Origin of the sequence: Kitasatospora sp. NPDC094016, assembly GCF_040304045.1 — a bacterium.
Taxonomy (GTDB): Bacteria; Actinomycetota; Actinomycetes; order Streptomycetales; family Streptomycetaceae; genus Kitasatospora.
Genome location: NZ_JBEOUK010000011.1, coordinates 46,863 through 71,979 on the forward strand (window position 1 = coordinate 46,863; position 25,117 = coordinate 71,979).

Genomic DNA, 25,117 nt, shown 5'->3' on the forward strand with positions numbered 1-25,117 from the left:
CTCCATGAACCCCCTCGCCGACCTGCGGGACGACCCGGTGATCGCCGTGGTCCGCGCGCCCCGCATCCCGGACGCGGCCGCGCTGTGCGCCGCGCTCGCCGACGGCGGCATCAACTGGACCGAATTCACCTACACCACACCGGAGGTGACGACGCACCTGCGGCGTGCCGCGGACGCGGGCTGGCGGGTCGGCGTGGGCACCGTGCTGACCGCCGAGCAGGCCGAGCGCGGGGTCGCGAGCGGGGCGTCCTTCCTGGTCACCCCCGGCTGCCGGCCCGAGGTCGCGCAGGCCGCCCGGGCCGCCGGGGTGCCGGTGGTGCTCGGGGCGCTCACCCCGACCGAGGTGGCCCGGGCGGTGGACCTCGGGGCCGCCGCCGTGAAGATCTTCCCGGCCAGGGCGTTCGGCCCCGGCTACTTCAAGGACCTGCGCGGCCCGTACCCGGACGTCCCGCTGGTGGCCTCCGGCGGGGTGAACGCGGGCAACGCCGCCGACTTCCTGGCGCACGGCGCGCTCGCGGTCTGCGCGGGCACGGACGTGGTGCCGCCGGATGCGGTCGCGGCGGGGGACTGGGCGGAGATCACCCGGCGGGCCCGGGCGTTCACCGCGGCGTGCGCGGTGGCGCGGGCCTGAGGGCCTGAGGGCCTGAGGTCCGGCGGGCGGCGGGGTGTGCCGGGGCGGTCGGTCGGCGAGTTGTCGGGGCGGCCGTCGGCGGGCTGTCGGCGCGGCCGGGGATGGGCGAGAATCGTGCTCCCCAGCCCCAGCCCCGGCCCCGCCGGTGGCCCCGGCCCCCGGATCCGGCAGGAGGACCCACCCCATGACCTCGCCCCGCCCCGGCCCCGACTGGCTGGCCGACGCCGTCCTGTACCAGATCTACCCGCAGAGCTTCGCGGACTCCAACGGCGACGGCATCGGCGACTTCGCCGGCATCGCCGCGCACCTCGACCACCTCGCCTGGCTCGGCGTCGACACGGTCTGGCTCAACCCCTGCTTCGCCTCCCCGTTCCGCGACGCCGGTTACGACGTCGCCGACTACCTCGCCCCGGCCCCGCGCTACGGTGCCACCGAGGACCTGGTCGCGCTGGTCGAGGCCGCCCGCCGCAAGGGCATCCGGATCCTGCTCGACCTGGTCGCCGGTCACACCTCCGACCGCCACCCCTGGTTCCTGGCGGCCGCCGAGGACCAGGCCGACCACCGGTACATCTGGTCCGACCAGCGGGTGGACGGCTTCGTCGCCTCGCCCGGCAGCCGCCCCGGCTGGTACCGGCCGAACTTCTTCGACTGCCAGCCCGCGCTCAACTTCGGCTACGCGCGCCCGAGTTCCGAGGAGCCCTGGCGACAGCCGGTGGACGCCGAGGGCCCGCGCGCCAACCGGGCGGCCCTGCGCGACATCATGGCGCACTGGCTCGGCCTCGGCCTGGCCGGCTTCCGGGTCGACATGGCCTCCTCGCTGGTCAAGGACGATCCGGGCCTGGTGGAGACCGCCAAGCTGTGGACCGGACTGCGGGACTGGCTGGACCGCGTCCACCCGCAGGCCGCGCTGTTCGCCGAGTGGGGCGATCCGGCGGCCGCCGTCGCGGCGGGCTTCCACGCGGACTTCTTCCTGCAGTTCGGCGGCGCCGACCACGGCCTGGCGCTGCGCTCGCTGTGGAACAACGGCGCCGGCACGGTCGAGGAGTTCTGGCAGCAGGGCCCGTGCTACTTCGAGGCCGAGGGGCGCGGTACCCCGCAGGTGTTCCTGGACGCCTGGCGCGCCGCCGCCGAACCGACCGAGGGCGTCGGCCACATCGCCCTGCCCACCGCCAACCACGACTTCTCCCGGCTGGCCACCGGCCCGCGCACCGACGGGCAGCTGGCCGCCGCCTTCGCGTTCCTGCTCACCTGGCCCACCCTGCCGGCCGTCTACTACGGCGACGAGATCGGCATGCGCTACCTGCCCGGGCTGCCGGACGTCGAGGGCAGCGTGCTCGGCCCGCGGTACAACCGGGCCGGCTCGCGGACCCCGATGCAGTGGGAGCCGGGGCCGGCGGCGGGCTTCTCCAGCGCGCCGCCCGAGCGCCTCTACCTGCCCGTCGACCCGGACCCGCGGCGCCCGGACGTGCTCTCCCAGCGGGCCGATCCGACCTCGCTGCTGCACACCGTCCGGCGGCTGATCGCGCTGCGCCGGGCGCATCCGGGGCTGGGCGCCTCTGGCGGGGTGGAGGTCCGGCACGCCGGGTACCCGCTGGTGTACACCCGGGCCGGACGCTACCTGGTGGCGGTGAACCCGCGCCGGGAGCCGGGGGAGGTGCGGCTGGAGCACGGCGGGGTGCGCCCGCTGGAGGTGCGGGGCGTGCGGGTGGCGGACGGGGAACTGCGGGCGGACGGCTTCTCGTACGGCGTGTTCGAGCTGTCCTGAGTGCTCGGCCGTGCCCCCGCTGGGGCGGCCGGCTTTCGATCGGCGTCAGATAGTTGTAAGCTACATCCAAGATGGTTGCATTTACCACCTGATGTGGGCGCATTCGGCACCCCTCATGGTTGTATTTGCCACCCAACTCGACTCGACGCCACCGGAGGACGGTACGAACGCCATGAGCACACCCCAGACCCCCGCCGCAGCGCCCACCCTGGGGCACTCGCTCAAGCACCTCGCCCTCCACCTGATCACCCCGCTGCTGATGTGCCTCGGCATGGCGCTCGCCTACCAGGGCGCCTTCCACCAGCCCGAGCCGCACCACCTGAAGGTCGCCGTGGTCGGCACCACCCCGCAGGCGCGGGGCCTGGCAGAGGCGATCCAGGCCAAGGCCGGGGCGGCGGTCGACGTCCGCACCCTTCCCGACCGGGCGGCCGCCGAGCAGCAGCTCCGCGACCGCGACCTGGTGGGGGCCTTCCTCCCGGATGCCAGGAGCCCCGAACTGCTCGTCGCCAAGGGGAACTCGGACACCTCGGCGGTGGCCGCCACGGCGGTGTTCAGCAACGTCACCGACCGGCAGGGCGTGCCGCTGCACGTCACCGACCTCACCACCCCGGCCGAGGGCGACCCGACCGGCCAGGGCCTGTTCTTCCTGCTGGTCGCGCTGAGCATCGGCTCCTACGCCAGCGTCGCCGTGATCGGCGCGGCCGGTGCCGGGCTGAGCATGCGGATCCGGGCGCTGGTCGGCGTGGCGGTGTCGCTGGTGGTGAGCGTGATCGGGATCGTCACCGCCGGACCGGTCTTCCACGTGGTCGACCACGACCTGGCCGCGGTGTGGGCGCTCGGCTGGCTCTACTCGGCGGGCGTCGTCCTGATCGGCATCGGCCTGCACAGCTTCCTGAAGAAGTGGACCACCCTGGCCCTGATGGTGCTGTTCGTGATGCTGAACTTCACCAGCTCCGGCGGCGTCTTCCGGCCCGAGCTGCAGAACGGCTTCTTCGGCGCGCTGCACGGCTTCTGGACCGGCGCCGGCTTCCTGGAGGGCGCGCGCAGCATCCTGTACTTCGACGGCGGCGCGGGCCTCGGCGGGCACGTCGTGACCCTGGTGGTCTGGCTGCTGCTGGGCGGGGCCGCGCTGGTGGCCGCCGCGCTCTACGAGGGGCGCGGGCGCCGGGCGGTGGAGGGCCCGGTGGAGGCCGAGGAGGAGATGGCGGAGGCGGTCGCGGTCTGACCGCACCGCACGCGAGTGCTTCACCCGCCGTCGAGGGCATCGGCACCGGGTGGGGACCGGCGGCCCGCGCCCGGCTCTGGACAAGCCGGACGCGGGCCGGTTTCGCGGCTCCGGTTCGTGAGTCCGGGCTCATGGCTCCGGTTCCGCGGCTCAGGTTCCGTGACTCCGGGTTCATGGCTCCGGGTTCATGGCTCAGGTTCCGTGACTCCGGGTTCATGGCTCCGGGTTCATGGCTCCGGGCTCCGGGCGCGCTGTCGGGGCGCCCGTCGTCCGGGACGCGGCCGAAGGCGGCGACGGGGATTCCTCCAGGGGTGAGGGTCATCGGGCGTCCCCGGCGGGGGCCGTCGCGTCGCCGGACGGGGCGTCGCCGCGCAGGTGCGGGCGGGCCAGCAGCAGGTAGAGCCCGCCGGCCGCGAGCACCGCCGCGGCCGAGAGCAGCACGAGGTAGTCGTCGTACCAGGCGGCGTCCGGGGTGCGGCCCCAGCAGATGTTGACGATCGCGGCGAGCCCGTACACCAGCGCGCCGATGTTCACCGCCAGGCCCCAGCGGCCGAGCCGGAAGTCCCCGCTCGGGCGCCAGCCGCGCAGCCGGGCGCGCAGGGCGGCCAGCACCACCATCTGGAAGGCCAGGTAGATGCCGATGCTGGAGAAGGAGATGATCTTCGTCAGGGCGCCCTCGGAGAGCGCCGAGGCGCCGACGATGATCACGCCCGGCAGCGCCGCCGCGAGCAGCAGCGCGTACGGCGGCACCCGCAGGCGGTCCGAGACGGTGGCGAGCAGCCGGCTGCCCACGATCATCCGGTCCCGGGCGAAGGAGTACGCCAGCCGGCTCGCCGCCGCCTGGAGGCTCAGCACGCAGGACAGGAAGGAGATCAGCACCACGCCGATCACCACCCGGGCGCCGGTGGCGCCGAACGCGTCGTGCAGCACCGAGGCCACCGGGTCCTTGTCGTCGCCGGAGACCACCGCGCCGATGTCCTGGATCGACATCACCAGCGCCAGGCTGACGCCGATCGCCGCCGCGCCGCCGACGTACAGGGTGCGCCGCATCGACTTGGGGATCTGTCGACCGGGGTTCGGCACCTCCTCGGCGACGTCGCCGCACGCCTCGAAGCCGAAGAAGAGGAAGACCGCGATCAGCCCGGCGGCCAGGAAGGCGTCGGTGTACGAGCCGCCGTCGCCCGCGCCGAAGCGGTCGAAGACCACGCCGAGCCCGTGGTAGCGGTGGGTCAGCAGCAGCCAGGCGCCGACCGCCAGGGCGCCCAGCAGCTCGGCGGCGAAGCCGAACACGGCCGCCGCCGACAGCACCTTGGTACCGCCCAGGTTGATCACGGTGGCGAGCAGCAGCAGGCCGAGCGCGCACCAGACGGTCGTCGCGGTGCTCGGTTCGACGCCCAGCAGCGCGGCCACGTACGGGCCGGCGCCGTAGGAGACCGCCGCGATGGTGGACATCAGCGCCAGCAGGTACACCCAGCCGGTCAGCCAGCCCCAGGTGCGGCCCCAGAGCCGGCGCGCCCACGGGTACACCCCGCCCGCCACCGGGAACTGGGCGACCACCTCGCTGAACACCAGCGCCACCAGCAACTGGCCGACCCCGGCGATCAGGAAGCTCCACACCATCGGCGGGCCGGCGGTCGCGAGGGAGGAGGCGAAGAGTGTGTACACGCCGACGACCGGGGAGAGGTAGGTGAAGCCGAGGGCGAAGTTCGCCCAGAGGCTCATGTCGCGTTTGAACTCGGAGGCGTAGCCGAGGGCGGCCAGCCGTGCGGCGTCGGCGTCGGCGCCGATGTCGGGGCCCTGAGGGGGGAGGGGGCCGGTCGGGGAGGTGGCACGTGCGCTGGCATCGGTCATGACCTGCTCCTGCTCCTGGGAACGTGGCGTGACGCGTGAGGGCTTACCGGGGGTGGTGCTCGGACCGGGATCGCGGGAAAACATACGAGATCGGGTTTCTACCGGCAAGGGTGCGTGCCCGACCGGGGGTACCCTGCCGGAAGCACCCAGTCCGACGGTGATCGAGGAGAGGGTCGGCGTGGCGACGATCGGGAGCGCGACCCCGCTGCTCAGCGCCGTCCTCGCGCCGCTGACCGACCTCGGCCGCGCCGATGCCGTGGCCCGTCGGATCAGCGAGGCGATCGCCCTCGGCCTGGTCGCCGACGGGGATCAACTACCCAGCGAGAACGACCTCTCCGGCCAGCTCGGCGTCGCCAACGGCACCGTCCGCGAGGCGCTCGCCCTGCTCCGCGAGGCCGACCTGATCGAGACCCGGCGCGGCCGCAACGGCGGCAGCTTCGTCCGCACCCCCGCCGAGGGCTCCGAACGCCTCCAGCTCGCCCGGCTGCGCGACCTCGCCACCGTCGACCTGCGTGACCTCGGCGACGAGGAACTGGCCGTCTCCGGCACCACCGCCCGGCTCGCTGCCGAACGCGCCCCCACCGACCTCGCGCCCCGGCTCACCCGGCTGGTGCACGACCTGCGCGACGCCGCCGGGCCCGCCGAACAGCGCCGCGCCGACGCCCGCTTCCACATCGAACTCGCCGTCGCCGCCCAGTCCGTGCGCCTCGCCCGGCTCGCCGTCCGGCTCCAGGCCGAACTCGGGCCGCTGCTCTGGCTGCCCGCACCGCACGGCCCCGACCAGGAACGGTTCGCCGAGCAGCACCGGGAGATCCTGGTCGCCGTCCTGGCCGGCGACGCGGCCGGGGCCCGGGCCGCCGCCGAGGTGCACACCGTCGCCTGCGTGCACCACCTGGTGCGGGGGCACCTCCGGCTGGCGGACGAACGGCTGGCGGACGAACGGCTGACGGCTGACGGGTGACGGGTGGCGGGAGGCTCGGATATGACCTGCACTCCTGGATGTATCAGTCCCGCCGTGGTGCGGGCGGCCGGGTGAAGCAGCAGTCGCCGCAGACCCCGGCGCCCGGCCCCACCCGGTAGTACAGGCAGCAGCTGGTCCGCCGGAAGGCGGCGCCGTGCGGACCGGTCCGCAGCGTCCCGGTACCGGCCAGCGGCGGGCGCGCGAGCAGCTCCGCGACCAACGCCCTTGCGGGGACCGGCGCGTGGGCGTCCAGGACCCGCAGCGTGCCGGCCAGGGCGGAGGCGGCGTTGCCCGTCAGCAGCCGGGCGGAGAGCGGGGCGGCGGACCGCACCGCCGCCGCCAGCGGCTCCAACTGGCCCACCAGGACGGCCTCGTACAGCTGGTCGGCTAGCGGGAGCGAAGTGGGGAGCGAAGTGGACGACGGAGCGGGGACCGGGGGCTCCGGCGGCGTCCAGAGGTCGAGCGGCCCCTGGTCCGGGATCCGTACCCAGGCGTGCTCCAGCGTCGGGACCGTACCCAGCAGGACGGCCGCCCCGAGGCCCACCGACCAGAACCGGGCGGCCAGTCCGAGGTGCAGGATCGACGCGGCGACCCGGGGCTCGGCGGTGCCGAGCCGCTGCGCCACCACCCGGATCCGCCGGGCCAGCGGCGGGTCCGGCCCGGTGCCGTACAGCTCGGGCAGCGGCCGGAAGCCCGGGGGCGGCCCCGCGCCGGGCGTGGCGGCGGTGTCGAGCGCGAAGTACGGGCCGACGGCGGCGAGTCGGCCGTAGTCGGGGCGGTCGGCGCTTCCTTTGCCGTCGGTGGGGCGGTCGACGGGCATCGGGCGGGCCTCCAGGGCGTTCAGGGCGTTCAGGCGTTCGGTGTGATCGGCGTGATCGGTGCGTTCGGTGCGTTCGGGCGCGCGGAGGAACGGTATCGCGCCCGGCGGGGTGGCGGCCGGTGAGCGCGCCACCCCGCCGGGCGCGGCCGGGGTCAGCGTCCCCGGCCGCCGCCGCGGGCGCCGCGCGGGCGGGTGAGGGTGAAGCGGTCGACGGGGACGAGGTCTCCGTACGGGCCGCTGACGGAGTAGTACGTGACGTCGATGGTGGTCCGGCCGCCGCGCTCGCCCGGGTCGACCTCGAAGGCGGCGAAGCCGTACGGGTTGTCGGCGTCGCGGAAGGCCGACCAGGGGGCGTCCTCGATCACGTACTGCGGGGGCCGCTTTCCGGTGGCCGGGTCGACGGCGCCGACGCCGGTGATGACGCGGGCCTTGGCGGGTTCGAAGAAGAGGCCGTTGGAGGGGGCGGAGGTGCCGCCGCCGCCGATCACCATGTGGACGGTGCCCCGGGTGGTGTCGATGGTCCGGGTGTCGGTGGCGACCGGGACGGGGGTGCGGGTGTCGGTCTGCTGCTGGCCGCGGATCGGGTGCGAGCGCTCGTAGTGGTGCTCGTGGCCGCAGACCACCAGGTCGACGCCGTACTTGTCGAACAGCGGCACCCAGGTCTCGCGGATGCCGAGGTCGGCGCCGTTGAACTTGTCGGCGGTGGAGATGACGACCTGGTGCATGCAGACCACGATCCAGTCGATCTCGGGGTTCGCGTTGGCGGCGGCCAACTCCCGTTCCAGCCAGCGCTGCTGGGCACCGCCGGAGTAGCCGTGGACATAGGAGTCGCCGGCGTCCTGGTAGGCGACGTCGTCGTTGTTGAGGCTGATGACGCGGACCGCGCCGGCGGTGAACGCGTACCAGAGGCCGTGCAGTTCGTCGTCGGAGCCGGACGGGGGGAGGTCGAAGTAGGCCTGGTAGGCGCCGTAGCCGGTCGGGCCGTTGCCGCGCTCGTTCTCGTGGTTGCCGGCGGCGGGCATCCAGGGGCGGTGGCGGGCGGAGCGGGTGTTGTTCTCGAACCAGTCGGACCAGGTGCGGACCCGGTCGGTGGCGAGGTTGGCGTAGCAGAGGTCCCCGTTGACGAGGTGGAACAGCGGGGCGATCCGCTCGACTCCGGCGGTGGTGTCGCCGGCGGCGGGGCTGCCCAGGTTGTCGTTGGCGTAGCCGTTGGCGGTCTTCTTGCCGAGGGTGGGGGTGCCCTGGTCGCCGAAGCTGGTGAAGGTGAAGGCGGCCCGGCCGCGCGGGGCGGTGCGAACGGTGCCGAGCTCCGGCGTGGCGCCGTCGTGGACGGCGGCGTACACGTAGTCCGTGTCGGGGCGCAGGCCGCTCAGCCGGGCGTGGTGGATCTGGACCTCGGTGCCGGACTTGGCGTCCCGGTAGGTGCTGGTGTCGGCCTGCACGCTGCGGCCGAAACCGCCGTTCGAAGTGCCGTACCGGACCCGGGGGTTGCCGACCGAGGCGGTGGTGTGCCAGGAGACCACGACCTCGCGCGAGGCGTCCGAGCCGAACTGGAGGTGCAGCCCGGCGACGCGCGGGGCGCCGGAGCGGTCCGGCCGCTCCAGCAGCAGCGGGGAGGCGGCGGCGGGCGTGGCCGCGATGCCGGAGAGGGAGACGGCGCCGCCGAGACCGAGACCGGTGGCGCCGGCCAGGATGCCGCGCCGGCTGACGGGCGGATGTTCACTGGAAGCGTTCATGGCCGCCAGCCTCACCGGGCGTCGGTGAACCGCGCCGGGGCCGCGACGTGAACTTCCCGCCGGTCCGCATCGGCGGCGGACGGGGAGAGCCGGGTCGAGTCGGGTCGGCATCGCCGTCCAGGCCCGGGAGATGGGCGACCCGGTGCCGCGGTGACGGCTGCCGCGGCGGTGGGCCCCGCGGGCACGGGCGCCGCCGTGACGGGCCCTGCCGCGACGGACGCGTCCACGGAGCCGAGGGGGCGCTCCGTGGACGCGGGGAACCTACGAGGCGGGGGTGGCCTCCGGACATCGTGTCCTCCGGCCGGCAGTTCGATCGTCGACCGAGGTAGTACCAGTGGCAGACCCTGATCCGTCTCGATCTGTCACCACTGCCTCCTGCGGTCGAACTCCTTCAGCTGCCTCGCAGGTCCACCTCCCATCATGCGCTTCCCACGCCGTGTGCACCAGGGGTCAACCGCCCGAAATCGGACGGATTTCGCAAGTCGGGAGGTTCGGGGCGGTGCTACGGCTTCGGCCAGCCGTCGACGAAGGAGAGCGTGCGGTGGTACGGCCCGTCGGGCCCGGTGCTGCGGTAGTCCTCGGTGCTGGTGCCGGTGCGGACGGTGGAGTCGCCGTCGTGGCGGCGGGCGGTGGGGCGCAGGGTGTGGTCGACGGTCGAGCGCTCGGTGACGTGGCCGCCGGTGGCCGCGGTGGTCTCGCGGTGGTAGCCGAGGTCCATGGCGGTGCTCTGGTCGGTGTTGCCGGCGGCGTCGTGGGTGACGCGGTAGGTGACGTCCAGCGGTTCGCCCTCGCGCACGGTGGTGGTGCGGTGCGGGCCGCCGCCCCAGGTGGCGGTGGTGCGGGTGAGGTCGGTGCGGTTGTGCAGGGTCACGTCGTTGCCGCTGTCGCGCAGCTGCTGGGCGGAGCGGAAGGCGAGGTCGTCGCGGACCTCGGTGGTGATCCGGCCGTGCGAGGTCTGAACCCAGCCGCGGGCGAGGTCGTGCCGGCCGGCGGTGACGGTCCAGTCGCCGCTGCCGCCGCCGTGGTCGGTGAGCCGGGTGTCGGCGGCGGCCTCGGGGGCGACCCGGTGGTCGGTGAGCCGCCCGGTGGTGCGGGCGGCGCCGTGGTCGACGTCGGCGAAGAGGTTGACCTGGCCGGTCCAGGTGTCGTTGTTCTGCGCCTCGGTGGCGTTCACGGCGATGCCGACGGTGTGCGGGCGGCCGTCGAGCAGCAGTCCGACGTAGGGGGTGAGGTCGAGCCGGTAGGCGGGCAGGTCGAAGGCGAAGACGCCGGGGACGGGCCGCCAGAGCAGCGGGTCCCACCCGCCGGTGTAGATGACGGGGTAGGGCCAGACCGCGCCGGCCGTCCGCCCGTCGACGGTGAGCCGCAGTTCGCGGAACGGGCCCTTGCCGCAGGAGCCGAGGCCGGGGTTGGCGCTGACGAAGGCGTCGGGCGCGGAGGCGTAGGCGAACTCCTCGCAGGCGCCGCCGCCCCGGGTGTAGACCTCGGCGGTGAGGCGTTCGAGGTTCTGCGGGAAGGTGAGTTCGCGGGTGGCGGCGGGGGCGGCCTGGGTGAGCGCGAACGGCCCGGTGGTGAGCAGGCGGTCGGCGGCGCGGGCGGCCGGCCAGTGGTCGTTCGCGGTGTAGAAGGTGACGCTGGCGCTGATGGTGAAGACGCCGGTGTAGGTGGCGTCGGTGACGTTGGCGAGGTCGAGGGAGAACGGCTGCGGGCCGGCGGCGAACAGCGGGGCGTAGCGGGTGAGATCGTGCTCCAGCTTCCATTCGATGCCGTCCTTGGACGGCTCGGGGGTGGAGGACAGCAGCACCTGGACGCCGCCGACGCGGGCGCTGAAGATGCGGTCGAACTGCCGCCCGGCGACCTGCCCGTGGAGGTCCAGGACCACCGCCGACCAGGGCCCGGCACAGTCGGCGGGCGGGGTGAGGGTGGTGGTGTACGGGGTGTCGGGCGGGTTGCCGTACCCGTTGCGGAACTGCTGGTCGTGCATCACCTCGACGGTGCAGGAGCGGGTGTCGGGGCGGGTGAGCGGCCGGGTGGCGGTGACCGGGTCGTGGTAGTCGGTGCCGAAGTCGGCGTGGGCGGGGGCGGCGGCGGTGAGGGTGCCGGCGAGGGTCAGGGCGGCGGCGCCGAGGAGGCGGGCGGCGCGGCGAAGCAGCGGGCGGACGGCCAAGGCTGGTCCCCAGGGGTCGGGCGGCCGGCGGGCGCTGCCGCGGGCCGGGTGGGCGGTCCGGGCATCCTTTCGGCGGTGGCATGCCAGCGTCAAGGATTCGCCCGAGGGGCGCTTGGGGTGCCCGGCGTGACCCGTCACGAGTGGCCGGGTCCTGTCCGGCCGATCCGGGCCCGGCAACATCGGCCGGGTCCTAGTCGGCCTCCAGGGCCGCCGCCTCCTGGCGGATCAGGTCGCGCAGGGTGGCCAGCCGGGGCCGGCGGTCGTCCAGCCGCCACTGCATCTCCAGCGGCAGGGTGGCCCGGCCGTCCAGCCGGACGGTGGCCACGTCCTCGGTGAGGTGGCCGGTCATCGAGCCGGGCACCAGCGAGAACGCGCGGTTGCGGGCGAGCAGGTAGAGCCGGGAGCCGACGATCCGCGGCGGGCTGACCAGCACCGGTGGGTCGACGCCGTGGTCCGCGCACAGGCCGAGCACGTGGTCGTAGTAGCGCGGGTGCTGCTCGCGCGGCCACAGCAGCAGCGGCAGGTCGCGCAGTTCGCCGAGGCGCACGCTCGTCCGGCCGGCCAGCGGGTGGTCCCGGCCGAGGGCGACCCGCACCGGCTCGTCGGCGATCCGCTCCAGCCGGTAGCCGGCCACCTCGTCGAGGAAGCGGCCGAGGCCGATGTCGGCGAGTTCGGCGGCCAGCGCGGTGGAGACCTGGCCGGTGTCGACGGCGACCTCGGCGGTGGTGAGTGCGGGCAGCTCCTGTTCGGCGCGGCTGACCACGGCGGGCAGCAGTCGGTTCACCACGCTGGGGGAGGCGACGATCCGGGCCGTCCCCAGCCGGGACTCCTCGTGCAGCCGCACCCGGGCCAGCAGCGTCTCGGCGTGCCCGAGCAGCCGGGCGCTCTCGGCGGCCATCACCTCGCCGGCCTCGGTCAGCGCCACCGAGCGGCGGCTGCGGTCGAACAGCTCGACACCGACGGTCCGCTCCAGCCGGGCGACCTCCTGGCTGACCGTCGGCTGGGAGATGTGCAGCCGTTCGGCGGCCCGTCCGAAGTGCAGTGTCTCGGCGACGGTGAGGAAGACCTCAAGCTGACGCAAGGTGAAGCCCATGGCCCAAGCCTAAGCCAACTCATAGGTCTGAGCCTATGGAAAGCCCCAGGACTCATTCTGGATTCCGATGCGAACCGTCCATACGCTGAGCGACACGTTGCCCCACCGCAGTGGCATCTCACAGAGAGATCCGACCATGACCGGACTGCCCCCCAGCACCCCCGAAGCCGCCGGCTCCGCGCCGGCCACCCGTTCCGCGCGGGCCATCCACGTCTCCGCGGAGGTCGCGCAGGCCGTGGCCGACGGCCGGCCCGTGGTCGCGCTGGAATCGACCATCTTCACCCACGGCCTGCCGCGCCCCCGCAACCTGGCCGTCGCGCTGGAGGCCGAGCGACAGCTGCGCGAGGCGGGCGTCGTCCCGGCGACCATCGGCGTGCACGCGGGCGTGCCCACGGTCGGTCTGAGCACCGAGCAGATCACCGAACTGTCCGCGACGGACGGCCTGGACAAGGTGAGCCTGCGCGACCTGCCGGTGGTCGCCGCGCTCGGCCGCCACGGCGGCACCACCGTCGCCGCCACCGCCTTCCTCGCCCACCGGGCGGGTATCCGGGTGTTCTCCACCGGCGGCCTCGGAGGTGTCCACTTCGGCGCCTCCGAGAGCTTCGACGAGTCGGCCGACATGACCACCCTGGCCGCCACGCCGGTCACCGTGATCAGCGCGGGCGTCAAGTCGATCCTCGACATCCGGGCCACCCTGGAGCGCTTCGAGACCTTCAACATCCCGGTCATCGGCTACCGCACCCGCAAGTACCCCGGCTTCTACGTCACCGACTCCGGACACGAGATCAACTTCAGCGTCGAATCGCCCGAGGAGGCCGCGCGGCTGATCGAGGCCCGCGACCGCCTCGCCCTGCCGCAGGCCGTCCTGATCGCCAACCCGGTGGACCCCGCCAAGCAGCTGCCGCCGGAGGAGCTCGACGGCATCCTGGAGCGCGCCTGGGCCGAGGCCGAGCGCCAGGGCGTCACCGGCAACGCCTCCACGCCGTTCCTGCTCGACCACATCCAGCGCGACACCCACGGCCGCAGCCTGGAGGTCAACGTCGAGGTCTACCGGGGCAACGTTCGGCTCGGCGGCCAGATCGCGACCGCACTGGCGGCCGCCGCCCGCAGCGGGGCCTGACCCGTGCTGGGGGTGCTCGGCGACCTCGTCGAGGACATCGTCGTCTGGGTCGACGGCCCGCTGCGGCACGGCACCGACTCCAGCGCCCAGGTCTTCCGGCGGCGCGGCGGCAGCGCGGCGAACGTGGCGAGCTTCGCCGCCGGCCAGTACCCGGCCCGGTTCATCGGCTGCGTCGGCGCCGACCCGGTCGGGGACGGCATCGTCGCCGAGCTGACCGGGCACGGCGTGGACGTACGGGTCGCCCGGCGCGGCCAGACCGGCAGCATCGTGGTCCTGATCGACCAGACCGGCGAACGGACCATGCTGCCCGACCGTGGCGCGGCCAAGCTGCTGGACCGGGTGCCGGACGAGTGGCTGGCCGGCCTGACCCACCTGCACGTGCCCGCCTACTCCTTCGACGGCGATCCGGTCGGCCGCTCCGCGGTGGACGCGCTGGCGCGGGTCCGGCGGGCGGGCGGCACCACCTCGGTGGACGCCTCCTCGACCGGCATGCTGGAGCAGTACGGACGGGAGCGCTTCCTCGCCCTGCTGGCCGAGTTGGCGCCGACCTTCGTGTTCGCCAACCGGTCCGAGGCGGAGTACCTGGGCCTGCTGGTGGGCGGGCGGCCGGGGCCGGAGCGGGCCCGGCTGGCGGCCACCACCGTGGTCACCAAGGCGGGCGCCGAGGCGACCACCGTCGACGTGCCCGGGGACGCGCCGTTCACGGTGCCCGTGCCGCCGGTGAGCGAGGTGCGCGACCTCACCGGCGCGGGGGACGCCTTCGCGGCAGGATTCCTGGCCGGCTTCCTGGAGGCCGGTGACCTGCATCTGGCCGCCGGACTCGGGCACCGCAGCGCGGCCCGGGTGCTGGCCACGCCGGGGGCCTCGTTCGCGGAGCAGTGACCGCAGGGCTGTATCGGGGTGGGCTCGGGGCGGCGTCGAGCTGACCGTACGGTGGGCGGCCCCGAGCGCGGGGGCCGCTCACCGGGTGCCCGGTGGGCCGCTCAGCGCAGCGCGTCCTTGCGGAGGAAACGCTTCAGCCGCTGCCAGGGCCAGGTGTTGATCACGTCCTCGGCGGTGAGCCAGCCGCGCTGCGCCGTGCCGATGCCGAAGCGCGGATAGGCGAGCTGCCCGGTGGCGTGGGCGTCGCTGTCGATCGCGAAGCGGACGCCGTGCCGCTTCGCCCGCAGGACGTCCTCGTCGCGCAGGTCGAGCCGCTGCGGGGAACTGTTGATCTCGATCGCGGTGCCGGTGCGCGCGGCGGCCGCGAACACCGCGTCCAGGTCGACGTCGATCGGGCCGCGGCGGCCGATCCTCCGGGTGGTGAGGTGGCCGATGACGTGCACGTGCGGATTCTCGCAGGCGCGGATCAGCCGGCGGGTCTGGGCGGCCCGGTCGGCGGTGAAGTGCGAGTGCACGGAGGCCACGCAGACGTCGAAGCCGGCCAGGAACCCGGGCGGCCAGTCCACCCCGCCGTCCGGGCCGATGTTCAGCTCGGTGCCGTGCAGGAGGCGCAGCTTCCGGTGGCGGTCGGCGAGTCGGCGCAGCTGCTCGCGCTGGGCGAGCATCTTCTCGTCCGTCATCCGCTGCATCACCAGGTCCGGGGCGTGGTCGGTGACGGCGTAGTAGGAGTAGCCGCGGGCGGCCGCGGTGTCGATCATCTCCTCCAGGGTGGCCAGGCCGTCGGTCAGGTCGGTGTGCGTGTGCAGGTCGCCGCGCAGGTCCGACTCCTGGACCAGGTCGGGGAGTTCACCGCGCAGGGCGGCCTCGATCTCGCCCCGGTCCTCGCGCAGCGGCGGCGCGATCCACGGCAGGCCGAGTGCCGCGTACACCTCGTCCTCGGTCGCGGACGCCACCTTGGCGCCGTCGGCGCCTTCGTCGTTCGTTCCCTCGCCGTCCACCCCCTCGCCGTCCGCCCCCTCGGCGGCGGTTCGGAACAGGCCGTACTCCGAGAGCTTCAGCCCGGCCCGGACGGCCATCGTGCGCAGCCTGATGTTGTGCGCCTTCGACCCGGTGAAGTAGACGAGTGCCGCGCCCCAGTCCTCCTCCGGGACGACCCGCAGGTCCACCTGCACACCCCCGGTGGTGCGCACCGAGGTCTTGGTCGGACCGCTCACGATCACCTCGGCCACGTACGGGAGTCCGGTGAGCGCGGCCATCAGCGGGGCGGAGTCGGCGGCCGTCGCCAGCACGTCGACGTCGCCGACCGTCTCGCGCATCCGGCGCAGCGACCCCGCGTACGCGCAGCGGGTGCAGCCGGGCACGGCGGACAGCGTGGCGACGAGCTGCTCGGCCAGTTCGGTGGCCGCGTCGAGCAGCGTGCGGCCGCCGGAGCGCCGCAGCAACTCGATGCCGTGCAGGATCTTCTCGCCGCTGCGCTCGCCGAAGCCCGCCACGCCGGACAGCCGGTCGGAGCGGACCGCCTCGGCCAGGTCGTCGACGGAGGCGATGCCCAGGTCGCGGTGGAGGGCGAGGGCGCGTTTGGGGCCGACACCGGGCACGGCCGTCATCTCCCGCACCCCGGACGGGACTTCGGCGCGCAGGGTCTCCAGGGCGGCGATCCGTCCGGTGGAGAGGTACTCGGCGACCTTCTCGGCGGTGGACTTCCCGACGCCGGGGATCTGCTGCAGGCCCTTGACGTCCAGGCCGGCGACGTCCTCGGAGTGGCCGCCCACCGCGCGGGCGGCCTTCTCGTAGGCCCGCGCCCGGAAGGCGTCCCCGCCGGTGATGTTGATCAGGTCGGCGTACTCCTGGAGCAGCTCCCGCACCTGGTCGTTGAGCCGGGGCATGGGGCCAGTCTAGGGGGGTCTCCGGGCTCCGGCCCGGGCGGCGGACCTCCGGGCGGGCGAAGGGAGTTCGTGAGGCCCGGCCCCGCGCCGGCGGCGTCGCGTCGCGGGCCCCGGATGGGCCGGTGGCCGGGCCTGCCCCGCCGGTCGGCGGGTGTGGCGCCGGCCGACCGGCGGGGGTGGTGCCCGGTTCGCGTCCCGGAGCCGGATTGTCACCCGAACGAGTGAGGTGCAGGCTGACAGCAGGGCCTGGGAAGCGGCCCGCGCCGGTCGGCCGCGGCACTGATGACGGCCGCCGGCGATGCGCGAGGGGCAGGGCGATGGCAAGCGGGAAGCTCTGGGGCTATGTCGCATCGGGGGCCAGGGCGCTCGGCGCCCTCGGCGGGCCGGGTGGCCCCGGCCGCACGGGCGGGCCCGGCGGCGCGGTGGCGGGCGAGGAACCGGGACCGCTCCGACCGGGCGAGATGGCAGGGCCCCGGGCGCTGTCCCGGCCGGAACTGGAGCGCGTCGAGTGGACCGGCCGGCAGGCCGGCTGCGAGCCGCAGGCGCGGCACGCCCAGGTGGCCGAGGTGGTCCGCAAGGTGGTGCGCGGCGGCGGCCGGGCGGCGGCGGTGACGACCCGGTTGGCGCCGGGGCTGCCGGTGGTGGCCGCGGACGCCCGGCGGCTGGAGGCCGCGCTCGCCGGCCTGGTCGACCACGCGATCCGGCGCAACCCGCCCGGCGGGCGGGTGCTGGTCCGCGCCGAGGTGGCGGGCGGGCCGGGCGCGGCCGCGACGGCCCTGCGGGCGGCCGGGTTGAGCGGGGCGGCGCGACCGCGCGGGCGGGTGGAGATCCGGGTGGCCGACCGGGGGTCGTCCGAGCTGCCCGGGGCGCGGGAGTGGCTGCTCGCGGGCGCCCGCTCCGACGGGCCGGTCGGGCCCGCCGTGCACAGCCTGGTGCTGGCGGCGGGCGGGCGGCTGGCGGTGGAGGCCACGCCGGGCGGCGGGTTGACGGTGGTGCTGCTGCTGGTGGTCGCGCACGACTGACGGACGACTGACGAACGGCTGGCGGACGGCCCCAGGGCTCCGCTCTTCACCGCAAAGGCTTCTTCGCAAAAAACCCTTTGCAAAGATGTCTTTGCGGTTCTACGCTCCTGCCATGACCGATGAACGCGGCTGGATGCACAGCGATGACCCGCACATCGTCCTCACGGCCAAGGGCATGCGGGCGATGGCCCACCCCGTGCGCATGCAGGTGGTCGGGCTGCTGCGCAAGCACGGCCCCTCCACGGCGACCAGGCTCGCCGAGCAGTTGGGGCTCAACTCCGGGGCGACCAGCTACCACCTCCGCCAGCTCGCCGCCGCGGGCTTCGTCGAGGAGGATCCCGAGCGCGGGAACGCCCGTGAGCGGTGGTGGCGTTCGGCCCACAAGTTCACCGTCTGGACGGGTGACGACATGGCCGACGAGGAGCCCGACACGGCCGTCGGCTTCCTCCGGTCCGTCCTCACCGCCCACGCCCTGGTCGCACAGCGGTCGGTCGACGCCTTCGAGACGATGCCGCGGGAGTGGCGCAAGGCGGTCGGCCTCAGCGACGTGCTGTTGCAGCTCACCCCCGAGGAGGCCGAGCAACTGGCCGCTGATCTGTCCGCGGTGGTGCGGCGCTACCGCGCGCTGGATGCGGAGGGGCCGGCCCCGGAGGGCACCGAGCGGGTCTCCGTGGTCGTCCACGTGCTGCCCGACGCGAGCGTCGGCGCCGACGCTGGCACCGACACCGACACCGACAGCGACACCGACACCGATACCGGTGAGGCGGGGTCCCGATGACCACCGTCGCCGACGCACCCGCGCGCAGCCTCCGGCCGTTAGTCGGGGTGCTCTCCGCGATGGCCGTCTCCATCACCGGGACGCGTGTCTCGGCCATCGCCCTGCCCTGGTTCGTCCTGGCCACCACCGGCAGCGCCACCATGACCGGCCTGGTCGCCTTCGCCGAGATGGCGCCGTACGTGCTGGTCAAGGCGCTGACCGGGCCGCTGGTCGACCGGCTCGGGCCGCGGGTGGTGTCCTGGACGACGGACTTGGTGAGCGCCGTCGCGGCCGGGCTGGTCCCGCTGCTGCACGCCCTGGGGCTGCTGCCGTTCGGGGTGCTGCTGGCGATGGTCGCGGTGATCGGCGCGATGCGCGGCCCGGGGGATCTGGCCAAGTCGGTCATGGTCCCGGAGGCCGCCGACCGCGCCCGGGTGCCGATGGAGCGCGCCACCGGTCTCTCCGGCGTCACCGAACGGCTGGCCTCCACGGTCGGCCCGGCGGTCGGTGGCGGGCTGGTCGCGCTGATGGGCCCGCTGGCCGGGCTGGCGCTCAACGCCGCCACCTTCGCCCTGGGGTCCCTCGTCATCGCCTTCGCCCTGCCGCGCGGGATGGGGCGCGCGGCAGCCCCGGCACCCGCTGCCGAGCAGGCCGCCGAGGCCGAGGCCGAGGCCGAGTCCGGGGCCGAACCGGCGGGTTACTGGCGGATGTTCCGCGAGGGCTTCACCTTCCTGCGCTCCGACCCGCTGCTGCTCACCGTGACGGTGCTGGTCGGCATCACCAACCTGCTCGACGCCGGGTTCATCACGGTCCTCCTGCCGGTCTGGGCGCGGGAGTCGGGGAACGGCCCGGCCGCCATCGGCCTGACCGGCACCGCCGGGGGGATCACGGCGGTCGTCGGGAGCCTGATCGCGGCGGCCATCGCCCACCGGCTGCCCCGCCGGACGGTGTTCTTCGCAGGCTACCTGCTCGTCGGGGCCCCGCGCTTCCTGGTGCTCGCGTGCGGCGCGCCGCTGTGGGTGGTGCTCACGGTCTTCGCGGTCGGCGGCTTCGGCGGCGGTTTCCTCAACCCGATCCTCGGCGCGGTGCTCTTCGAGCGGGTGCCCCGCCACCTGCTCGGCCGCGTCCACGCCCTCGGCGACTCCCTCGCCTGGGCCGGTATCCCGCTCGGCGGCCTGCTGGCCGGCGCAGCGGTCGGCCTCGTCGGGCTGATACCCACGCTGATCGCGGGCGGCGCCCTCTACTTCGCCTCCACCAACCTGGCCGGGTTGCGGCCGGAGTGGCGCGAGATGGACCGCCGGCGCGGCCGGACGGGTACCGCCGACGAGGCGAAGCCCGAGCCGGGGACAGAGCCCGAGCCCGAGCCCGAGCCTGCGCCCGCGCCGGTCCCGGCACGCCCGTAGGCCTGTCGCGCAGGGGCGGCGAGGCGAGCGTGCGGCCGGAACCCGTCGGTCAGAACCAGTCCGTCAGAACCAGCCGGTCAGAACCGGCCGGTCAGAACCAGTGCAGGCAGTGCGGGGCGCGCTCGGCGCCGAAGAGGGCGTCGGCGAGGGCGGCCGCGCCCGGGCGGTGGGCCCGGATGTGCCCGGCCCGCACGAGCGTGCTCGGGGTGGTGCCGCCGAGGTAGACCGAGCCCAGGTCGCTCACGTCCAGGGACAGGTCGGGCTCCCGGTCCGTCGGGACGCACTCGGCCTTCCCGTCCCGGACGGTCAGCAGATAGCGGCCGTGCTCGCCGAGGAACGGGTCGTCGACGTCGAGGACGAGCTCGCCGTCCACGAACCAGCCGCGCGAGGTCAGCGCCCGCGGGACGTCCAGCAGCCGCACCCAGAGCCAGTCGGTGCTGCTGCTCCCCTCGCCGGCGTTGAAGTCCGCGAGCTGCCAGCGCAGCGGGTGGTCGGACGGAACGTGCTTGAACACGACCTGCGAGACCAGGTCGTGTTCGAGCGCGAACCGGGCCAGGGCCGTGGCGACGGCGTCGTCGGTGGCGATGGTCTCGTCGACCGTCAAGGTGCCGTCGTCGAGCGAGTAGCTGGCGTAGCCGTCCGGGACACCGCTGGCATCCCGGTGGACGGCGACGTAGCGCGAGGCCGAGGAGACCGGGGGCCGGCCCGCGCCCAAGGCCCACCAGCGGTGCGGCCGGGACAGCGCGCCGGGCTGCGTGCGGCGGTACCGGTCGTAGACCGCTTCCAGGATCTCGCCGCACTCGGCCCGCCGCAGCAGCTCGATCGAGCCGGCGCCCGGGCCGGGCGCCGCGGTGTCGGCCGTTCCGCGCGCCCGGGGGAGGGTGAAGGCGGCCCGGTGGCGCGGCACCGTCAGCCGCTGCGTGTAGGTCGCCGGTCCGTAGCCGAACCTGCGATAGATCACGGCCTCGGAGGCCAGCAGCACGGAGAGGAACTCCCCGCGGGCCCGGAACCCGGCGAGCTGGCGCCGCATCATCGCGGTGAGCACGCCCTGGCGCCGGTGCGAGGGCAGGACGCCGACGCCGGTCACCCCGCTGGTGGGGACGATGGCCTCACCGGGCAGGGTGAGCTCGAAGGTGTACGCGCCGGCGGTGCCGACGGGCCGCCCCTCCGCCGTCACGGCGAGCAGGTTGCGGTCCATCTCGGCCGCCGACCACCAGAGCCCGCCGCCGTCGGTCGGGGTTTCCGGGAAGAGCCCGAACGCGGCATGGAGCGTGTCGACGTAGACGTCGAGGTCCTGATCGGTTGTCGGACGGATCTCCATCGCTGCCGTTTCCTCCCCTGGATGACGACGGCACCACGGCTCGGGTGCCCCGCCACAGTGCAGCGTCGACCCGTGGCCCGGTCAAGCGAATTACGGTCCGGCGCCGGTGGTCAGGCCGGACCGTCTCCCGGACGGCCTCCGGGGCCTTCCCCGGGCCGCTCGTCCTGCGGTGGCGCCCCGACGCTCTCCAGGGTTTCGCGGACGCTGCCCGGCATCGCCGGGTGGCGGCCGATCACGATCACCCCGACCACGATGGCCAGCAGTCCGGCGCACTGCCAGGCCAGCGCACCCGGCGTTACCCGCAGCCGGTCGCCGAGGAAGCCGACCGCGCAGGCGATCCCGGACAGCGGCTGGGCGGCGGTCAGCGCCGGCAGGGACATCCGCAGCGGCGCGGCCTCGAAGGCGCTCTGCACCAGCAGCAGCCCGACCACGCCCGCCGCCACCACCGCGTACGGCTGCCAGCTGCGCAGCACCGCGTCCAGCCCGCTGTGGTCGAGGCGCTGCGTGGTGGTGCGGGTCAGCGCGTCCTGGAGTCCGTAGAGCAGGCCGGCGGCGAGGGCCAGCAGGGTGGCCTCCTCGAACAGCGGCAGCCGCCGGGCCAACGAGACCAGGAGCAGGGTCAGCCCGACCACCGTGCCGACCACCAGCCAGTGCCGCAGTTCCCCGGCGGGCGCACCGCCGCCGGTGGGCCGCCCGGCCACGATGAACGCCGTCACCCCGAGGCCGAGCAGCAGCACCCCGGCCCAGCCCGAGCGGCCGAGGGTCTGGCGGGTGAGCACCCGGGAGAGCGCCATGGCGAACAGCAGGTTGGTCGCGAGCAGCGGCTCGACGAGCGACACCTCGCCCTGGTTGAGGGCGAGCGCGGACAGGATCAGTCCGCACACCATGAACCCGGTGCCGAGCAGCCACTGGGGCATCCGCATCAGGTCCAGGAGCAGCCGCCAGTGCAGCAGGTCGGCACGGGGCGCCCGCTGAGCCGCGTGCTGCTGGAGGACGAAGCCGAGGCCCAGGCAGCAGGCGGCACTGAGGGCGAGGAGGAAGACCGCCACGGAGGGACCACCCGGTTGTCACTGCCCGCGCCGCGCCGGCGGGTCCGGGTTCGGTCGGCGGTCGCGGCGCGCTTCCGTCAGCGTACCGCCGGGGCGGCGACGCGGCCCGGCCGGCGGCGGAGAGCAGCCGGGGCCGGGAGATCCGGGGCGGGCGAGCCGGTTCCGGGGCCGGGTCCGCAGCCCCGGGCCGGGCCCGCTTGCCGCCACCGGCCGGACGGGCGCACGCTGGTGTGAGCGGCCGCCACGGCTCACCGTCCGTGCCGGTCCGGACAGGCGCGAGGGGGCCGCTGCCAGGAGGTGTGGCATGCACAACCAGTGGGACGTGGAGCTGAGCTTCGAGGAAGACGGAGTGCACACGGCGTGCGAGGCCAGGCTGATCGGTGCGCGGGCGCCGGGCTTGCGCGCCCACGGGGAGTCGATGAAGAGCACGGACGACCGCCCGCTCGCCAGGATCGGTGAGGAGGTCGCGGCCTCCAGAGCCCTGGAGGAGCTGTCCCGCAAGCTGCGGGCGCAGGCCACCGGGGAGATCGACGACGAAGGACACCGCCCGGGGTACCTGATCTACTGACCCCCGCCCCGCCGGCCGTCCCGCGCCTGCACGGGACGGCGCGGGACCATGCGGGACCATGCGGGCGTCAGAACCAGGTCTCGCCGTAGTGCGGCCCGGGGTGGTCCTCGCGCAGCAGGCAGATGTCGGGGTCGCGCGGCGGCTCCGGACCCTCGTACGGGCCGACGGCCGGGCAGCGCGGCCCGACCTCGACCAGGTACTCGGGCCAGGACGCCCAGTGCAGGTCGTAGCCCACGCCCTGGACCAGCGCGGAATGGGTGCCGCCGTGCCCGCCGGCGAGGTCGCAGCGCAGGCGCGGATCGATCAGGAAGGCACCGCGCGGAACGGTGTTGTAGTGGTCCACGTCCGCCTGCGGCAGCGTGACGACGGACGGACAGTGGTGGAACTCTGCGGAACGAAGGTCCGGTTGGCTCATGGGCGCCAGCATTCCACCGGGAGTCCGGCGAGGGCCCCGGTTCCCCGCTTTTGTACGGCTCGCGGGGGACAACTGTCGTGCCGTGTACGGGTGGTCGTCACCTCTCCGGGAGGCTCCGGCTACGCGGAGAGGGACCAGCTGATCACCGACAGGGTGGCCATCGAGGCCAGGGTCGACCAGAGCACCGAGTCCCGGGCGAGCCCGGTGCCCTGGCCGTACTCGCGGGCGTAGACGTAGACGTTCTGCGCGGTGGGCAGGGCGGAGAAGAGCACCACGGTGAGGAGTTGGTGCGCGGGGAGGTGGAGCAGCGGGCCGGCCACCGCGAAGGCGACCAGCGGCTGTATCAGGGTCTTGACCGCGACGGTCAGTCCGACCTCGGCGCGGAGCGAACGGCCGGTGGCCGGCGGGCGGTTGTGCAGCGACATGCCGAGGGCGACCAGGGCGGTCGGCACGGCGGCGCCGCCGAGCAGTTCGCAGGAGCGGTTCAGCTCGGCGGGCAGGTGCAGCCCGCAGGCGGAGGCGGCGGCGCCGAGCGCGGTGGCCAACAGGATGGGGTTGCGCAGCGGCAGGGTGAGCAGGGCCCGGCGGCCGGCCGCGCCGCCGTCGAGGACGGCCAGCACGGCGGGCGTGACCACCAGGATCTGGAACAGCACCACCGGTGCGACGAAGGAGGCGTCACCGAGGAGCTGCATCGCCACCGGGATGCCGAGGTTGGCCGAGTTGACGTACCCGCAGGCCATCGCGCCGATCGCCAACTCGCCGGTCCTGCGCCGGAACAGCAGGCGCCCGGCGAGCAGTCCGAGGCCGATCGAGACGACGGTGCCGGCGGTGAAGGCGAGCATCGAGGGGTTGGCGAAGTGGTCCAGCGGGGTGCGGACGATCATCAGGAACAGTGAGGCCGGCATCGCCACGTGGAAGACGAACCGGTTGAGCACCGGCTCCGCGTGCGGCCCGAGCAGCCCGGTCCGGCCGACCAGGTAGCCGATCCCGGTCAGCGCCCAGATCGGGGCGAATCCGGACAGCAGGGGGTGCAGGGACGGCATGGTTCCTCGGATCGCTCGGACGGTCTGCCGGGTGGGCCGGGGGTCTCCCGCCCCGGGGCAGTAAACCAGTGAGCGTGAACGGGGAGACCACGGGCCTACGATGAGCCGATGGAGCCCGAGAACGCGCCGGTGGAACCCGAGTACCTGAGCCTGGCCGAGGTGGAGGCGATCGCCCGCCGCGCGCACGAGGGGCAGGTCGACAAGAACGGCCACCCGTACGGCGAGCACATCGCGGCGGTCGCGCACGGGACGGCCGCGCGCGGTGGCAGCGACGCCCAGATCGCGGCGGGCTGGCTGCACGACACCGTCGAGGACGACCGGTTGAGCCGGGAGTGGCTGGCGGGGGCCGCGTTGCCCGGGGTCACCAAGGCGATCGTGGACGCGCTCACCCGCCGCCCCGACGAGCCGGTCGAGGCGTACACCGCGCGGGTCCTGGCCGTGCCGGGCGCGCTGCTGGTCAAGCGTGCCGACCTCGCCCACAACTCGGACCCGGTCCGGCTGGCCGCGCTGGACGCCGCGACCGCCGAGCGGTTGGCCGCCAAGTACGCGCGGATGCGGGAACTGCTCGGGCTCACCGGCGAGCTCTGAGCGGCGGGGCGCGGCCCGGGCCAACGACTGGAGGCGTCGCGCGACCTGCGGGAGGTGTGCGGGAACCACGAGAGGGCCCGGGCCACGCGGATCGCGCGGGCCCGGGCCCTCTGGGGTCACCCCGGTGATCCCTGTCCGACCCCCGGGGTGAGGGGGGAATGGTCAGGATGCGGGTGGAGTCCGGTGAGCCGAGGTGGTCGGCTTAGTACCAGTGGTTGGCCTGCCAGAAGGTCCAGGCGGCGTTCGGGCTGCCGTAGCGGGAGTTCATGTAGTCCAGCGCCCACTTGATCTGGGTGGTCGCGTTGGTCTTCCAGTCGGAGCCGTGCGTCGCCATCTTGGAGCCCGGCAGCGCCTGGGCCAGGCCGTACGCGCCCGAGCTGGCGTTGGTCGCGGTCACGTTCCAGCTGGACTCGTGGGCGATGATCTGGCTGAAGGAGGCCAGCTGGTTCGCCGGGACGATCTGGGCGGCCACGGCCTGCGGGGACAGGGTGGCGGCGTTCGCGGTGGCGGGCAGCACACCCGCGCCCAGGGCGGTCAGACCGGCGGCGCCGGCGAGAATCGCGGCGGAAGTGCGCATACGGAGCTTGAAAGTGGGCATCTAGAACAGGACCTCAATCAGGTTGGGCCGGGTCGCGCCCCGCCTTGGACCATGGCCGGACAGGGGCCGAAATGGTCGTGGGGCGTGACCTGGCAGTAAGTCGCTACCAGCGGGACAGGTGCCGGTGCGGCTGACGACTGAGCCATTGTTGGCATGCCGGATCGGGCGTCGCCAAGACCCCCTTGTTACGACCCCCGGTCGTACGGGGGCGGTCGC

The 25,117-nt window shown here is 74.4% G+C and carries 22 protein-coding genes; 11 read left to right on the forward strand and 11 right to left on the reverse strand.

Annotated elements, in window-relative coordinates; translation table 11 throughout:
- Positions 1-4: 4 nt before the first annotated feature.
- The 3 genes from ABT015_RS13420 (at position 5) to ABT015_RS13430 (ending at position 3,621) form a co-directional block, all read left to right on the forward strand.
- On the forward strand, positions 5-631 hold the full coding sequence (locus ABT015_RS13420) for a bifunctional 4-hydroxy-2-oxoglutarate aldolase/2-dehydro-3-deoxy-phosphogluconate aldolase (RefSeq protein WP_063350231.1): 627 nt from the start codon (positions 5-7) through the stop codon (positions 629-631).
- Positions 632-815: 184 nt separating this feature from the next.
- Complete coding sequence (locus tag ABT015_RS13425; RefSeq protein ID WP_350879054.1) at positions 816-2,396, forward strand: alpha-amylase family glycosyl hydrolase; 1,581 nt, start codon at positions 816-818, stop codon at positions 2,394-2,396.
- 172 nt (positions 2,397-2,568) lie between these two features.
- A complete protein-coding gene (locus ABT015_RS13430; protein WP_350879056.1) occupies positions 2,569-3,621 on the forward strand; it encodes an ABC transporter permease in 1,053 nt (350 codons plus the stop codon).
- Between the two features lie 318 nt (positions 3,622-3,939).
- Here the strand turns inward: ABT015_RS13430 and ABT015_RS13435 are convergent, their stop codons facing one another.
- On the reverse strand, positions 3,940-5,472 hold the full coding sequence (locus ABT015_RS13435) for an APC family permease (RefSeq protein ID WP_350879057.1): 1,533 nt from the start codon (positions 5,470-5,472) through the stop codon (positions 3,940-3,942).
- Positions 5,473-5,650: 178 nt separating this feature from the next.
- Here ABT015_RS13435 and ABT015_RS13440 point away from each other — a divergent pair, with 178 nt between their 5' ends.
- A complete protein-coding gene (locus ABT015_RS13440; protein WP_350879059.1) occupies positions 5,651-6,433 on the forward strand; it encodes a FadR/GntR family transcriptional regulator in 783 nt (260 codons plus the stop codon).
- Between the two features lie 43 nt (positions 6,434-6,476).
- Here ABT015_RS13440 and ABT015_RS13445 read toward each other — a convergent pair whose 3' ends face one another.
- The 4 genes from ABT015_RS13445 to ABT015_RS13460 all read right to left on the reverse strand — a co-directional run bounded on the left by ABT015_RS13445 (position 6,477) and on the right by ABT015_RS13460 (position 12,249).
- Positions 6,477-7,253: a (2Fe-2S)-binding protein gene (locus tag ABT015_RS13445; RefSeq protein ID WP_502897307.1), complete on the reverse strand. Its 777-nt coding sequence runs from the start codon at positions 7,251-7,253 to the stop codon at positions 6,477-6,479.
- Between the two features lie 152 nt (positions 7,254-7,405).
- Positions 7,406-8,989, reverse strand: coding sequence for a purple acid phosphatase family protein (locus ABT015_RS13450; RefSeq protein ID WP_350879062.1), 1,584 nt, complete (start codon positions 8,987-8,989; stop codon positions 7,406-7,408).
- Between the two features lie 502 nt (positions 8,990-9,491).
- On the reverse strand, positions 9,492-11,156 hold the full coding sequence (locus ABT015_RS13455; protein ID WP_350879063.1) for a peptide-N4-asparagine amidase: 1,665 nt from the start codon (positions 11,154-11,156) through the stop codon (positions 9,492-9,494).
- Between the two features lie 190 nt (positions 11,157-11,346).
- Positions 11,347-12,249 (reverse strand): LysR family transcriptional regulator, encoded by a 903-nt coding sequence (locus ABT015_RS13460; protein WP_350879065.1) that lies wholly within the window; start codon positions 12,247-12,249, stop codon positions 11,347-11,349.
- 136 nt (positions 12,250-12,385) lie between these two features.
- Here ABT015_RS13460 and ABT015_RS13465 point away from each other — a divergent pair, with 136 nt between their 5' ends.
- Both ABT015_RS13465 and ABT015_RS13470 read left to right on the forward strand, forming a co-directional pair.
- A complete protein-coding gene (locus ABT015_RS13465) occupies positions 12,386-13,369 on the forward strand; it encodes a pseudouridine-5'-phosphate glycosidase (RefSeq protein WP_350879066.1) in 984 nt (327 codons plus the stop codon).
- A gap of 3 nt (positions 13,370-13,372) precedes the next feature.
- Complete coding sequence (locus ABT015_RS13470) at positions 13,373-14,251, forward strand: carbohydrate kinase family protein (RefSeq protein WP_350879067.1); 879 nt, start codon at positions 13,373-13,375, stop codon at positions 14,249-14,251.
- A gap of 101 nt (positions 14,252-14,352) precedes the next feature.
- Here ABT015_RS13470 and polX read toward each other — a convergent pair whose 3' ends face one another.
- Positions 14,353-16,137, reverse strand: a complete 1,785-nt coding sequence (polX, locus tag ABT015_RS13475; RefSeq protein WP_350879068.1) for a DNA polymerase/3'-5' exonuclease PolX — start codon at positions 16,135-16,137, stop codon at positions 14,353-14,355.
- Positions 16,138-16,454: 317 nt separating this feature from the next.
- Here polX and ABT015_RS13480 point away from each other — a divergent pair, with 317 nt between their 5' ends.
- From ABT015_RS13480 to ABT015_RS13490, 3 genes are all read left to right on the forward strand, one after another.
- Entirely contained in the window at positions 16,455-17,159 is a 705-nt protein-coding gene (locus ABT015_RS13480; protein WP_350879069.1) for a histidine kinase, read from the forward strand.
- Positions 17,160-17,271: 112 nt separating this feature from the next.
- On the forward strand, positions 17,272-17,937 hold the full coding sequence (locus ABT015_RS13485) for an ArsR/SmtB family transcription factor (RefSeq protein WP_350879071.1): 666 nt from the start codon (positions 17,272-17,274) through the stop codon (positions 17,935-17,937).
- Positions 17,934-19,319 carry an MFS transporter gene (locus ABT015_RS13490; protein WP_350879072.1) on the forward strand — a complete coding sequence of 462 codons (1,386 nt, stop codon included), beginning with the start codon at positions 17,934-17,936 and terminating at the stop codon, positions 19,317-19,319. Before ABT015_RS13485 ends, ABT015_RS13490 begins: the two co-directional genes overlap by 4 nt.
- A gap of 91 nt (positions 19,320-19,410) precedes the next feature.
- Here the strand turns inward: ABT015_RS13490 and ABT015_RS13495 are convergent, their stop codons facing one another.
- The gene (locus ABT015_RS13495) at positions 19,411-20,640 is read right to left on the reverse strand and encodes a GNAT family N-acetyltransferase (RefSeq protein ID WP_350879073.1); all 1,230 of its coding nucleotides are present in this window, start codon (positions 20,638-20,640) and stop codon (positions 19,411-19,413) included.
- Positions 20,641-20,750: 110 nt separating this feature from the next.
- Positions 20,751-21,689 (reverse strand): DMT family transporter, encoded by a 939-nt coding sequence (locus ABT015_RS13500; RefSeq protein ID WP_350879074.1) that lies wholly within the window; start codon positions 21,687-21,689, stop codon positions 20,751-20,753.
- Positions 21,690-21,993: 304 nt separating this feature from the next.
- On the opposite strand from ABT015_RS13500, the gene ABT015_RS13505 reads away from it, so the two are divergent.
- Positions 21,994-22,257, forward strand: coding sequence for a dsRBD fold-containing protein (locus ABT015_RS13505; protein WP_350879075.1), 264 nt, complete (start codon positions 21,994-21,996; stop codon positions 22,255-22,257).
- Positions 22,258-22,324: 67 nt separating this feature from the next.
- On the opposite strand, the gene ABT015_RS13510 is transcribed toward ABT015_RS13505, so the two are convergent.
- Positions 22,325-22,672, reverse strand: a complete 348-nt coding sequence (locus tag ABT015_RS13510; protein ID WP_350879076.1) for a hypothetical protein — start codon at positions 22,670-22,672, stop codon at positions 22,325-22,327.
- A gap of 119 nt (positions 22,673-22,791) precedes the next feature.
- Positions 22,792-23,715, reverse strand: a complete 924-nt coding sequence (locus ABT015_RS13515) for an AEC family transporter (protein ID WP_350879077.1) — start codon at positions 23,713-23,715, stop codon at positions 22,792-22,794.
- Between the two features lie 108 nt (positions 23,716-23,823).
- Here ABT015_RS13515 and ABT015_RS13520 point away from each other — a divergent pair, with 108 nt between their 5' ends.
- Positions 23,824-24,303, forward strand: coding sequence for an HD domain-containing protein (locus ABT015_RS13520; protein ID WP_350879078.1), 480 nt, complete (start codon positions 23,824-23,826; stop codon positions 24,301-24,303).
- A 202-nt stretch (positions 24,304-24,505) separates the two neighbouring features.
- Here ABT015_RS13520 and ABT015_RS13525 read toward each other — a convergent pair whose 3' ends face one another.
- A complete protein-coding gene (locus ABT015_RS13525) occupies positions 24,506-24,901 on the reverse strand; it encodes an aggregation-promoting factor C-terminal-like domain-containing protein (protein WP_478317618.1) in 396 nt (131 codons plus the stop codon).
- Positions 24,902-25,117: the final 216 nt, after the last annotated feature.